Here is an 11,272-nt window from a genome sequence, read left to right on the forward strand (position 1 = left end):
GACGATAGATACATTAGGCGTATATATTTTGGCTACTTTTACGGAGAGAGGTACAAGATGAACGGAAATTTGAAAAACTGCCCTTCGTGCGGCAAGCTCTTTATCGCACAGCCGAAGCAGAGACTGTGCATGGACTGCTTCGAAAAGCAGCGCGAGGAAGAAGAGCGTATCATCCGCTATGTGAATGCGCATCCGGAGGTGACGACGCTCGATGAGATCGCCGCAGGGACGGGGGCTGAGCCAAAGGAGATCCTGCGCATGATCCACGACTCCCGCCTCCTGCAGGCGGATCGGGAGATCCGCTATCCATGCGAGAGCTGCGGCACGCTGATCTCGCGCGGGCGTTATTGCGCGGGCTGTATGCGCGATTTCAAGGCGGGGGCGGACCGCATCGGCTGAGGGCGGATGGCCGCTTCTTTCCGGCGGCGCACTTCCGTGCCCGTTGGCAAGGAACAGGACGCTTGAGAGCCGCTCTTTCGCAGAAACTTCTCATGGAGCGGCGCTTAAGCTGAAAGAATTTTTTTCCGATACTACTCATGAAAGACGGGTATGTGAGTGAGGATGCTCCGTTTCCGTCTATAACAAGAAAGGTGGTGAGGTGCGATGTCCATCCAGGTGCAGGGACGTGTGCAGACTCTTTACGGTGTCTATGCAGCGAATGAAGCTCTTTCCGCCGTGCAGACGCAGGACAGATACCGGACGGAAGCGCCGCGCAAGGACGCCGTTGTGCTTTCCGAGGAAGGCAGGACGTTCGGTGAGATTCTCAACCGCTTGAAAGCGGATAACGATAAGGTTCGAGAGGACAGAGTTGGTTTTTATGAAGAGCGCATCGCCGCAGGTGACTATTATGTTGCCGGGCGCGATATAGCTGCGAAAATGCTCGACCAGCGCATTTGAGAAAACCTTGTTTTGACGTGCTGTCACGAGGAGGATGCTTATGTGGCGTGAAATGAAGGAAGTCATGAAGGCACTTTCTTCGTGTTATGCGGAGCTTGCAAAAGTCAGCGGGGCAAAGCACAAGGCACTGGCTGCGATGGATCTCAAGGCGATCGAGCGCGTCGTGAAGGAAGAGGAACGGTTCGCGGCGGAGATCGAGCGGCTTGAGACGCGCCGCAAGGCGGTTCTCCGAAGCCTTGCGGAAAAGGACACGGGCATAGAGGCGACGATGAAACTGCGTGAGCTTCTGGCACGCTGTCCAGATCGGCAGATTGCCGGAGAACTTGAGACGTTGCACGAGGAGCTTGATCGACGCATGAAGGAGGTCGAGCGCCTCGGCGAGCGGAATACGCTGCTTGCCGAAGGTGCACTCGCCGCAGTGACGGCGAACCTCAACCGCATCGGCGGCACGGCGGCGGGCGCGTCCTACGGAGCGGGCGGCAAGGAAAGCGTGACGCGCGAGCGCCGCTTCGACTTCAAGGCGTGAAGCTATGGGAGAGATCATCAAGCTGCTCAGACAGCAGATCGACTTGTGTCAGAGGCTTCTTCTCGCGGTGGAACGTCAGCGCCAGGCTCTTTGCGACGGTTCGGGCGATTCGATGAGCAAGGAGACGAAGGCAATCGAGGTTCTTCTCATCGAGCTGCGACGCATAGAGAAGCGCCAGGAACTACTCCTGAAGGGCACGGCAACGCACGACCTCGCGGAGCTTCTCTCGCGCACGGCTCCGTCTGAAGAACGTGCTGTTGCGAGACGCCTGCTGGAGGAAACGAACGGGATCATGCGTGAGATGCAGGAAGCGGTCGCCATGAACGGCGCCCTGCTCGAACGCCACATGCAGTTTATCCTCTTCAACATCAATGTGATGGCGGGGACGCCTGCAGAGGCGACGTACACGGTGAAGGACGTGCGGAAAGGGAAGAAGCAGACGAGCGCGGAAACGAAGGTGTTTGATGCAAACGTCTGACGGGATAGATAGAGAAAGCGCAGATTCGCAGGAGCGAGGCGGCGCTTCCGAGGGAAAAGGGTGAAAGAATGCGATCAACATTTTCCGGACTGAACACGATGGTTCGCGGCATTTACAACAATCAGCTGTCCCTTGATACGGTGGGACACAACATCACGAACGCGAATACAGAGGGTTATTCGCGCCAGCGCGTGAATCCTGCGACTACGCGGGCATTGGAGCACAGCAGTCTGTATGGCGGACTTTTCGTCGGCACCGGCGTCGATTCGGATTCGCTGACGAGAGCCCGCGATTTTTTCGCGGACAAGCAGTATTGGCAGGAGGAGGCGACGGAGTCCTACGCGAAGTACCGCCAGAAGAACTACGACAAGATCGAGGCGGTCTTCAATGATTCTAAGACCAAGGGCCTGCAGAACGAGATGCACAAGTTCTACAGTGCGTGGAACGACCTCAGCGTCTATGCGAGCGATCCCGCGAAGCGCGTCTCCGTCATTGAATCGGGCAAACAGTTTGCCGACCGCCTCGAAGAATCGGCGCAGAACGTGCAGAAACAGCTTGATCTCGTTTATCGCGAGATGGACACGCAGGTCAAGGATGTCAACGAGATCACGCGGAAGATTGTCGAACTCAATAAGAATATATCGCTCGCCGAGGCGAATGGTGCGATGGCGAACGATCTTCGCGACAAGCGAGATCTCCTTGTTGACAAACTTTCGGGCTACATGAGCCTGCACGTCTACGAGATGGATAACGGCATGTACCAGGTCGTCTCGGGCGGCGCGTCCATCGTCAACGGCGTTTCACGTCTCGAACTCAAGATGGACGGTCCCGTTGAGAATAAGCGTTACGGCGTCAATGACTACTCGTTGATTTTCAAGGATACGAACACACTCTTCGTGCCGGGAAATGGCTCGCTGCAAGCTGCCGTCGACTCCATCAAGGAGGACAAGGCGTACATGGATAAGCTCGCGAACATCGCAGCGACGTTCATGACGCAGTTCAATGACCAGCATCGCGCGGGTGCCGGAATTGACAAGGACAAGACCTCGAACCTCAACTTCTTTGGCAGAAATGACAAGTATTATATTTGGGACAAGGAACGTCAGTCGCTCCTCGCGGCGAAGGTGACGGGTACGGCGTCGACGACAACTGGCTCGCCTCCCGTGACGACGCATACGACGACGCTCTCTACGGCGGCCGGCGATACGGAGGAGCTTGAAGGCCTTGAAATCATCAAGGCGATGAAGGTCAGTGCCGAACTCGTCGCACAGAACGGCGAGCTCAAGCTTGCTGCACGCGGCTTCGGTGACAACAGCGATGCGAAGAACTCCTACGTGCAGAATCTCGGCTACAACAATGCGACGATCCCGCCGAATCTTACGGGCGCGGGTACCGTCGTTCATACGACGAGCGACATGAACGGCACGGCGGACGGCAGCAACGCCGTTCTCTTGACGAACATCTTCAACATGGAACAGAAGGACACGGGCCTCACAATATACAAGAACCCGACGGCGGGCAGCCCGACGGAGCACCGTCCGACCGGCACGGTCTCGCTCAACAACTACTACAATTCGGTGACGAGTGCACTCGGCATCGATTCGAACGCTATGGACACGAAGGTCAAGTTCCAACAGGATGTCATGACGCAGATCGAGGCTTGGCGCACGTCGGTCTCGGGCGTCAACTGGAACGAGGAACTTTCCAACATGATCAAGTTCCAGCAGGGCTACAGTGCGTGCGCACGCTGCATGACGACAATGGACGAAATGCTCGACCGTCTCGTGAACAACACGGGGATGGTGGGAAGGTAAGGTGAAATAGATGAGAATCGGCAGCTTGCAGATGGTTTCGCGCTATCAGAAACAGCTGAACACCGCCGCGGAGGAGCAGGCGAAGCTCATGGAACAGTCGGACGGACAGTCGCTGCACCGCCCGTCGGACGATCCCGTGCGCTACTCGAACTGGCTTCGCTACAGCACGGAGCAAAACGAGAACGAGCAGTATCAGAAGAACGTCGACGCCGGCAAATCGTGGATGCAGCGCACGGACGGCGCCGTCTCGGGCATGGCAGACATCTTCAAGACGTTGAAGGAAAAGACGATTCAAGCGGCGCAGTCGCCGCACCAGGATACGGATATGGACGCAATTGCCAAGGAGATGACAGCAAAGCTGCATGAGATCGTCTCCCTCGGCAATTCGCAGCAGGGCGACCGCTACATCTTCTCTGGCCAGTCCGACCTCACGCAGCCGTTCCTCCTCACGGAGAAGAAGGTCGCGCGCGGCGTGCCCAAGACGCTCGACGATCAGCAGTCGAAGTTCTTCAACAATACGAACGTGTCGGGCCGCATGAAGCAGATGATCACGCTCCAGGGCGACGACAATAATGAATATTATCTCGACACGAAGACGGGCGACATCTATTCCTACGACTTCATGAAGGATGGCTACAAGAAGAAGGTCGCGGCAGGGCAGACGGAGGTCAACCCGTCGGCAGACCGTGCAGGCACCCTCGGTGGCGCATTCAACGTGTCAGACAACTTCCTCAATACGGGGCAGATCAAGGACGCCTCGACGACGCCGCCGGCTGCTGCCGGCAAGGGCGCAGGCTGGTCACAGAGCATCACGGTCGGTGGCAATACGGTTAACTTGAAGCTCAAGACCATCGACCAGCAGATCGTCAAGTACCAAGGCGATTTCAAACAGATCTCCATGGTCAAAAAGAACGGCGCCGTCGAGCCGACCGCCGACACCGTCAATGCGACGGCGGGCGACATCTTCGGCACAGACATCTTTGACGATGAAAATTCGGGCAACACCCAGTCGGGCACGGCGGCGATCAACGATATGCTGACCGTGGCGGCGAAAGTCGATTCCTCCGACGTCAACTGGCTGATTTCCGACGGCGTGACGCTCGCCGACGAGTCACACAACAACGTCGTCATATCGCAGGATCATATCGCGGCGCGACACAATGTCTACAAGGGCATGGCGGACATCCTCGACGACTACGCCGTTTCCATCAAGCAGGACATCTCCGACACGAACAGCACGGACGTCGCGAAACTCGCCGTCCAGCTCATGCAGGCGTCGGCGATCTACAACATGTCGCTCTCCGTCGGCTCGCGCATCCTGCCGCCGACCTTGACCGATTACTTGAGGTAAGAGAAAGCCGGAAGAAAGGAGGAGTGCGATGCTTTCCAATATGACGTATCTGAACGTGCGCCATACGCTGCCCATGCTCGGCTGGCAGGCGCGCTCCTTCAAGCTTCAGACGAGCATGACGCCTGCCAAGATGCAAGGAAGGCGGCGCGAAGCGAGCGCGAATCTCGGCGCGACGCAGGTGCGCATCGACATCGACAGCTACGAGAGCCGCAAGGCGTACGGCTTTCGGAAGGACGCCGACCTCTGCGCGGACTTCAAGAACGCAGGCCTTTCGGGCGTGAAAAGCGGCACGAGCCGCCGCTCATCGGAGGCTTGGCAGGCGATCGACGGTGCGGCGAAGCCAAATGCCGACTTTTTCCAGAAGCAGGCGAAGGGCAAGATCGAAGCCGAGATCAAGGAGCAGAAGGAGATCGAGCTGAGGCCCATTCCACGCCCGAAGATCACCGTCTATCCGGCCGAGGTCAAAGGCTCGCCCGATGTCGGCGAGCACTCGATCGACATACGCTCCGATCCGTTCGCCACATACGACTATGAGCCGGGCAGTATCGACTATCATATGAAAGTGGAAGGTTCCATTCATATGTGGACATCTATCGGCCATTATGATGTATACGCATAGGGGAGAAGAACATGAGAAAGATCACGACGACGCGCTTTGGAGAAATAGAGGAAGACGAGAGCAAGATCGTTCATTTTGCTGCAGGACTTCCTGCCTTCGAAGACGAGCACGAGTTCATCATCATACCATACGACGAGGAAAGCCCCTACGTCTTCCTGCAGTCGGCGGTGACGCCTGACCTCGCCTTCCTGATGGCGATTCCGTTCATCTTCTTCCCCGATTACGAGTTCCGTTTGGAAGACGATGTGCTCGAAAGCCTTGCTCTTGAGCGGCAGGAAGATCTTCTGCTTTATACGCTCTTGACGATTCCGGGAAAAGATATCCGCGAGATGACGGCAAACCTTCTTGCGCCGATCGTCATCAACAGCCGCACGAATGAGGGATGCCAGATCGTCCTCGACAAGAGCGGCTATTGCACGAAGCACAAGTTGTTTTCCAAGAAGGCGGAGGACAAGGAAGCAAGCGAGCGGGAGGCGAACTGAATGTTGGTATTGACGCGCAAGCCGCGCCAACAGATCATGATTGGCGACGACGTCGTCGTTCATGTCGTGGAAGTGCAGGGGGACAACGTCCGCATCGCCATCGAAGCGCCGCGCGAGGTCAAGATCTACCGCGGCGAGATATATCGCGCCATACAGGACGAGAATAAGCGGGCGGCAGCGCCTGCTGACATCGACCTCAGCGGCGCGTTGCCCGGGACGGAGTGAAGCGCCTCATCCGGGGCAAGGCTTTAGCAAGTCGTTCCTTGCAGGAGCAGGAAGCTCCTGTATTGCCCCGCGCAGGAAGCGCTCGGCAAACAAGGGATTGCATATATTTTATCTATGGAGGGAGAAAACATGATAAGCAAGATTCAGGACGCGCTCGGCGCGGCGGCCGTCATGCAGATGACCGATCTTGCCGTGGGGGGGAGTCCGGCACCCGCTCCTGCAGCACCCGCAAACAGCGGACAGCAGGCAGCGGCGACGGGCGTGGAAAACCCCGCGGCGAGCGGCCTTGCCGGCGAGGCTTCGCCCGCCGCCGTCGTCGACGAGCATCTGAGCACGCAGCTGCAGGCGCGGGAGATCAGCGAAGCGGCGAAGGCGAAGAGCGAGGCGGCAGAGCAAGAGCGCAAGGAAAAGGCCGGCAAGGACAAGCCGGTCGACGAGTCGCAGATGACGTACCTCATGAAGGAGATCAACCGCATCATGAGCCGCATGAACTGCAACATCGCCTTCGAGTACCACAAGGAAGTCGACGTCATGAGCGTGCGCATGCTCGAAAAGAAGACGGGCAAGCTCATCAAGGAGATGCCGCCCGAGTACATGATCAAGGGCATGGAAAAGACGCGCGAATGGCTGGGCACGTTCCTGGATCAGCCGGCCTAAGGAGGAAGAATTATGGGTGTAAACGGAATTTACGGCCTTTCCGGCTCGGGTCTTGACGTAGAATCCCTCGTCAAGATGGGCATGAAGGGCAAGCAGAACCAATATGACAAGATGTACAAGCGCGAGATGACGAATGAGTACACGAAGACCGCGCTCAACGAGCTTTACAACAAGGTCAACACGTACAACCTCTCCGAGCTTACGAACTATAAGCAGCAGTCCGACATGGCAGCGAAGAGCGCGTCGAGTTCGGACGACAAGACGGTCACGGTCAATGCGAACGGTGCGGCGGCGGTCATGAGCCATACGGTCACGGTTGAAAAGCTCGCGTCGAACTCCTATTTCGTGTCGAACGCGCCGATCACGCGCTCCTCGGATAATCCGAGTAAAGCACTGTCGACCGAGCTTGCCGACATCGCTTTCAAGCGCATCGATAAGCTGACGACGCCCGGCCCCGGCGGCGTGCAGCAGTATCACGTCTACTATGCGGACGGTACGGATGCCGTCGTCAATGAAGGCGACACGGCGATTGAGATGGATCTCGCGGACAAGAGTTCGGCATCTGCCGACGATATCTACCACGTCAAGTATACGTTCAAGGATCTCGTGGAAAACAAGAAGACGCTGAATGACCTCGCGAGCAGCATACAGAACGCCAAGCGTCCGCCGAAAGGGCCGAAGGATGTCGCGCACAAGGCGAACTTCAACGCGGCTTATGATGCCGCGACAGGGTCGTTCAGCATCTACAACAAGAGCGGCGGCGCGGCGAATGTCATCAACATCAAGACGCTCGACAAAGGTTCGACACAGCTCGTGAACAACCTTCACCTCGCGAAATTCGACCAGTCGACGAACACCTTGACGAACCTGCCCTCTTTCGTGCAGGGCACAGAGCAGCAGTTCGGCGGCACAGCAGGCAAGGTCAAGGTCGACGGCAGAGAGTACATTGTCGATGAGAATCGCCTCGTCGCGGGGGGCGTCACCTACAACTTCCTCAACAAGACGCAGACGGGACAGACCGTCACGGTTTCCGTTTCGCAGAACGTCAACGCCGTCGTCGACAAGGTCAAGAAGTTCGTCGAGAGCTACAACAAGCTCCTGGACGAGCTGCAGAAAGAATACAACACGCAGCACGACAAGGATTACGACCCGCTGACGAAAGATCAGGAAAAGGGCATGTCGGAAGAGCAGGTCAAGCGCTGGAACGAAAAGGCGAAGGGCGGGCTTCTCTACCACAACACCTACCTCGGCAGGCTCATCAGCAAGATGAGAGAAGCCGTCGCGACGCCTGTCGCGGCTGCCGAGTCGAAGTACAACTCCGCATCCTCGCTCGGCATTACGACGAAGGTCGGCAACAACCACGGTCATCTGTCGCTGGACGAGGACAAGCTCAAGAAGGCGCTGGCGGAAGATCCTGACTCCGTCTACCGCGTCTTTGGTTCGCTGGACGAGAAGGATGACTTCAAGAACTCGGGCGTTTCGATGCGCCTGTCGAAAGTCGCTCTGGACAGCCTCAAGGAGATCAGCAAGGAAGCGGGCACTAAGTCTGATTGGGACGATGCGTCGACGCTCGGCAACCTGATTCGCTCGCAGAAGAAAAAGATGAAGGACTTCAAGAATCTCTTGGACGACTTCCAGTCACAGCTCTATAAGAAATACGACGCGATGGAATCGGCGCTGCAGCGCATGAACAGCACCTACAGCTCGATTTTCGGCGCGAAGTGATAGGGGAAGGCAGGGGGAAAACGAATGGTAAATGCAGCAGCGGAAGCATATAAGAGACAGCAGATCATGACGGCGACGCCTGAAGCCCTGACGCTCATGCTTTACAACGGCGCCCTGCGCTTCATGTCGGAGGGCAAGGAAGCGCTGGAGAAGAAGGACTACGAGTCGGCGAACAACTCCATCATCAAGGCGGAGAAGATCATCACGGAATTTCGCGTGACGCTCGACTTCGACTATGAGATCTCGCATCAGCTACTGCCGCTGTACAACTACGTCTATGACTGCCTCGTACAAGGAAACTTGTCGAGTGATACAGGCAAGATTGATGAGGCGGCGGGCATTATCCGCGAGCTGCGCGACGCCTGGGCACAGGCGATGAAGAAGGCGCGTGCCGAAAAATCGGGAGAGACGCTCGAAGGGGCGGCGCCGCCCGTGCCCGAGATCTCCACGACGCCTCCGACCGAGGGCGCATGATGGAGATGCGCACACCCGAAGAGCTTTGGCAGCTGTACCTGGAGCTTTCGCACGAGATGCTGAAGTTCATCAAGGAGGACGATATTGATCGTTTCCTCGACCTTGAAGAGCAGAGGGCCAAGGTGTTTGAACAGATGGAAGAATGCAGCATCGAGGCCTTCAAGGTGACGCAGGAAGGGCGAGCTCTCGTCGAAGAACTCAAGCCTATCGAGATGCAGATCATCTACAACACGAAGGTCTGGTTGAACAAGTCGCGCATGCAGCATGAAACCGTACGCGACTATGAGGTCAGGGGTTTTGACCCCAGTGGCCATCTCGTGAATCGAGAAATGTGAGGAAGTACGGGGCGGTGCAGCCTTCCGTAAAATAAATTTTCGTCGGCGGGAAAAAAGTTTCAAAAAACACTTAAGGAAATGACGCGTCCCACCGATAAACTAATTGAGCAAAGGCAAGAGATACTTGCTGCTCAAAAAGTGTCAGCAACCAGGCGGGTCTCCGATCAACCCGTTGCATGAAGCTAGCTAGCGGCGGCATGCAGCAATGACGGAAAACGCCTGCTTTGCTTATTTGCGCCGGAAGGCGCAGGGACGGCAAGCCGTCTCAAGCACCGGACAAGGATGCCCGGCAGGAGAAGAACTAGGAACAACCAGGGAGGAAAAGACAAATGGCATTGGTAGTTAAGAACAACATGATGGCGGTCAACACGCTGAACACGTTGAACAAGAATCAGAGCGCGCTCTCGACGAGCCTCAAGCAGGTTTCGTCCGGTATGAAGATCAACGGCGCTGTCGATGACGCTTCGGGCTATGCGATTTCCGAGCGCATGCGCGTCCAGATCCGTTCGCTCGATCAGGACAACCAGAACACGCAGAACGGCAACAGCATGATGAAGGTTGCTGAGGGCGCTGTTTCCAGCACGGTTGACATCCTCAAGACCCTCAAGGAGAAGGTCATCAACGCTGCGAACGACACGAACACGGATGACGATCGTCTGACGATCCAGAAGGAGCTCAACCAGAGCATCGACCAGATCAACGACAATGCGAACATCACGTTCAACGGCAAGTACCTCGTCGACGGTACGCACAACCAGAAGGTTACGGCTACGACGACGACGTTCACGAACCAGGCGATGAGCACGGCGACGGAGGCTACTTCGGCTCTGACGGGTCTGCTCGATCGCACGGGTCGCAACCTCAACATCCATTCGCAGGATACGATCACGGTTTCCTATGTCAACCAGGGCAAGACGGTGACGACGTCTTTCACGGTCAGTACGTGCACTTTCAAGGATATCATCGGCAAGATTTCCGGCGTTGGCAAGATGGCTGCGGCGGTTGGTGCATCGTCCATCATCGGCACGAACGTCGCCGGCGATACGGTCTATACGGCTTCCGGTGAGAGTGCGGTTTCGATCTACGCTGGCGGCACGGGTGTCGGCAACTCGATCGGCGGCATCACGTTCAGCATCACGGACACGCAGGGCAACATCAACAAGTCCGCGAACGCTGTTCTCGACGCTTTCTCCGAGACGGTTCGTGCGCAGGATAACTCGCAGGACAACTCGATGAACTTCCAGATCGGCACGCGCGCCAACCAGGCGATCCGCGTCGGCATGACCGATATGCGCGCCCAGGCTCTCGGCCTCCAGGGTTCGGACGGCTCCACGCTGAACATCAGCACGCGTGACAAGGCGAATGCTGCCATCAACGTTCTTGACAACGCGATCAGCAAGGCCCTCGACCAGCAGACGACGATCGGCGCTGTTCAGAGCCGCTTGAACTACACGAGCCAGAACTTGACGACGGCAAGCGAGAACGTCCAGGCTTCCGAGTCCACCATCCGCGATGCCGACATGGCAAAGGCGATGACGAACTACACGAAGAACAACGTTCTCATGCAGGCTGCTCAGGCTATGCTCGCTCAGGCGAACCAGTCCAGCTCCGGCGTTCTCAGCCTGCTCCAGTAATTTCGTCAGAATTACACAAAGAGCAAAAAAGAACCTCCCCAAAAGGGGGAGGTTC

At 57.0% G+C, this 11,272-nt stretch carries 14 protein-coding genes; all 14 read left to right on the forward strand.

The genetic code is table 11. From position 1 onward, the window contains the following. Positions 1-57 precede the first annotated feature (57 nt). The 14 genes from HMPREF1153_RS07310 to HMPREF1153_RS07375 all read left to right on the forward strand — a co-directional run bounded on the left by HMPREF1153_RS07310 (position 58) and on the right by HMPREF1153_RS07375 (position 11,217). Entirely contained in the window at positions 58-399 is a 342-nt protein-coding gene (locus HMPREF1153_RS07310) for a flagellar protein (protein ID WP_009646338.1), read from the forward strand. A gap of 204 nt (positions 400-603) precedes the next feature. Further along, complete coding sequence (locus HMPREF1153_RS07315; RefSeq protein WP_009646328.1) at positions 604-897, forward strand: flagellar biosynthesis anti-sigma factor FlgM; 294 nt, start codon at positions 604-606, stop codon at positions 895-897. Positions 898-937: 40 nt separating this feature from the next. Continuing rightward, positions 938-1,423 carry a flagellar export chaperone FlgN gene (gene flgN, locus HMPREF1153_RS07320; protein WP_009646310.1) on the forward strand — a complete coding sequence of 162 codons (486 nt, stop codon included), beginning with the start codon at positions 938-940 and terminating at the stop codon, positions 1,421-1,423. Between the two features lie 4 nt (positions 1,424-1,427). Further along, on the forward strand, positions 1,428-1,901 hold the full coding sequence (locus tag HMPREF1153_RS07325) for a flagellar protein FlgN (protein ID WP_009646284.1): 474 nt from the start codon (positions 1,428-1,430) through the stop codon (positions 1,899-1,901). A 68-nt stretch (positions 1,902-1,969) separates the two neighbouring features. Next, positions 1,970-3,715: a flagellar hook-associated protein FlgK gene (gene flgK / locus HMPREF1153_RS07330; RefSeq protein WP_009646336.1), complete on the forward strand. Its 1,746-nt coding sequence runs from the start codon at positions 1,970-1,972 to the stop codon at positions 3,713-3,715. Between the two features lie 10 nt (positions 3,716-3,725). Beyond that, positions 3,726-5,066, forward strand: coding sequence for a flagellar hook-associated protein FlgL (gene flgL, locus HMPREF1153_RS07335; RefSeq protein WP_037370207.1), 1,341 nt, complete (start codon positions 3,726-3,728; stop codon positions 5,064-5,066). A 28-nt stretch (positions 5,067-5,094) separates the two neighbouring features. Beyond that, on the forward strand, positions 5,095-5,685 hold the full coding sequence (locus tag HMPREF1153_RS07340) for a DUF6470 family protein (protein ID WP_009646288.1): 591 nt from the start codon (positions 5,095-5,097) through the stop codon (positions 5,683-5,685). An 11-nt stretch (positions 5,686-5,696) separates the two neighbouring features. Further along, positions 5,697-6,167 carry a flagellar assembly protein FliW gene (fliW, locus tag HMPREF1153_RS07345; RefSeq protein WP_006193746.1) on the forward strand — a complete coding sequence of 157 codons (471 nt, stop codon included), beginning with the start codon at positions 5,697-5,699 and terminating at the stop codon, positions 6,165-6,167. Continuing rightward, on the forward strand, positions 6,168-6,392 hold the full coding sequence (gene csrA / locus HMPREF1153_RS07350; protein ID WP_006193745.1) for a carbon storage regulator CsrA: 225 nt from the start codon (positions 6,168-6,170) through the stop codon (positions 6,390-6,392). It abuts the gene before it with no gap. 129 nt (positions 6,393-6,521) lie between these two features. After that, positions 6,522-7,049 (forward strand): flagellar protein FlaG, encoded by a 528-nt coding sequence (locus HMPREF1153_RS07355; protein ID WP_009646354.1) that lies wholly within the window; start codon positions 6,522-6,524, stop codon positions 7,047-7,049. A 12-nt stretch (positions 7,050-7,061) separates the two neighbouring features. Continuing rightward, entirely contained in the window at positions 7,062-8,774 is a 1,713-nt protein-coding gene (fliD, locus tag HMPREF1153_RS07360; RefSeq protein WP_009646294.1) for a flagellar filament capping protein FliD, read from the forward strand. A gap of 24 nt (positions 8,775-8,798) precedes the next feature. Then, on the forward strand, positions 8,799-9,248 hold the full coding sequence (gene fliS, locus HMPREF1153_RS07365) for a flagellar export chaperone FliS (RefSeq protein ID WP_009646340.1): 450 nt from the start codon (positions 8,799-8,801) through the stop codon (positions 9,246-9,248). Further along, on the forward strand, positions 9,245-9,583 hold the full coding sequence (locus tag HMPREF1153_RS07370) for a hypothetical protein (RefSeq protein ID WP_009646283.1): 339 nt from the start codon (positions 9,245-9,247) through the stop codon (positions 9,581-9,583). The genes fliS and HMPREF1153_RS07370 overlap by 4 nt, the downstream gene beginning before the upstream one ends. 329 nt (positions 9,584-9,912) lie before the next feature. Then, positions 9,913-11,217 carry a flagellin N-terminal helical domain-containing protein gene (locus HMPREF1153_RS07375; protein ID WP_009646316.1) on the forward strand — a complete coding sequence of 435 codons (1,305 nt, stop codon included), beginning with the start codon at positions 9,913-9,915 and terminating at the stop codon, positions 11,215-11,217. The last annotated feature ends 55 nt before the right edge of the window (positions 11,218-11,272 follow it).

Source organism: Selenomonas sp. CM52 (assembly GCF_000292955.1).
In the GTDB taxonomy this organism is placed as follows: Bacteria; Bacillota; Negativicutes; order Selenomonadales; family Selenomonadaceae; genus Selenomonas.

What these genes read in the sequence shown, in the direction of transcription:
- HMPREF1153_RS07310 (WP_009646338.1), top strand. Translation starts at nt 58, where the DNA reads ATGAACGGAAATTTGAAAAACTGCCCTTCGTGCGGCAAGCTCTTTATC.
- HMPREF1153_RS07315 (WP_009646328.1), top strand. Translation starts at nt 604, where the DNA reads ATGTCCATCCAGGTGCAGGGACGTGTGCAGACTCTTTACGGTGTCTAT.
- flgN (WP_009646310.1), top strand. Translation starts at nt 938, where the DNA reads ATGTGGCGTGAAATGAAGGAAGTCATGAAGGCACTTTCTTCGTGTTAT.
- HMPREF1153_RS07325 (WP_009646284.1), top strand. Translation starts at nt 1,428, where the DNA reads ATGGGAGAGATCATCAAGCTGCTCAGACAGCAGATCGACTTGTGTCAG.
- flgK (WP_009646336.1), top strand. Translation starts at nt 1,970, where the DNA reads ATGCGATCAACATTTTCCGGACTGAACACGATGGTTCGCGGCATTTAC.
- flgL (WP_037370207.1), top strand. Translation starts at nt 3,726, where the DNA reads ATGAGAATCGGCAGCTTGCAGATGGTTTCGCGCTATCAGAAACAGCTG.
- HMPREF1153_RS07340 (WP_009646288.1), top strand. Translation starts at nt 5,095, where the DNA reads ATGCTTTCCAATATGACGTATCTGAACGTGCGCCATACGCTGCCCATG.
- fliW (WP_006193746.1), top strand. Translation starts at nt 5,697, where the DNA reads ATGAGAAAGATCACGACGACGCGCTTTGGAGAAATAGAGGAAGACGAG.
- csrA (WP_006193745.1), top strand. Translation starts at nt 6,168, where the DNA reads ATGTTGGTATTGACGCGCAAGCCGCGCCAACAGATCATGATTGGCGAC.
- HMPREF1153_RS07355 (WP_009646354.1), top strand. Translation starts at nt 6,522, where the DNA reads ATGATAAGCAAGATTCAGGACGCGCTCGGCGCGGCGGCCGTCATGCAG.
- fliD (WP_009646294.1), top strand. Translation starts at nt 7,062, where the DNA reads ATGGGTGTAAACGGAATTTACGGCCTTTCCGGCTCGGGTCTTGACGTA.
- fliS (WP_009646340.1), top strand. Translation starts at nt 8,799, where the DNA reads ATGGTAAATGCAGCAGCGGAAGCATATAAGAGACAGCAGATCATGACG.
- HMPREF1153_RS07370 (WP_009646283.1), top strand. Translation starts at nt 9,245, where the DNA reads ATGATGGAGATGCGCACACCCGAAGAGCTTTGGCAGCTGTACCTGGAG.
- HMPREF1153_RS07375 (WP_009646316.1), top strand. Translation starts at nt 9,913, where the DNA reads ATGGCATTGGTAGTTAAGAACAACATGATGGCGGTCAACACGCTGAAC.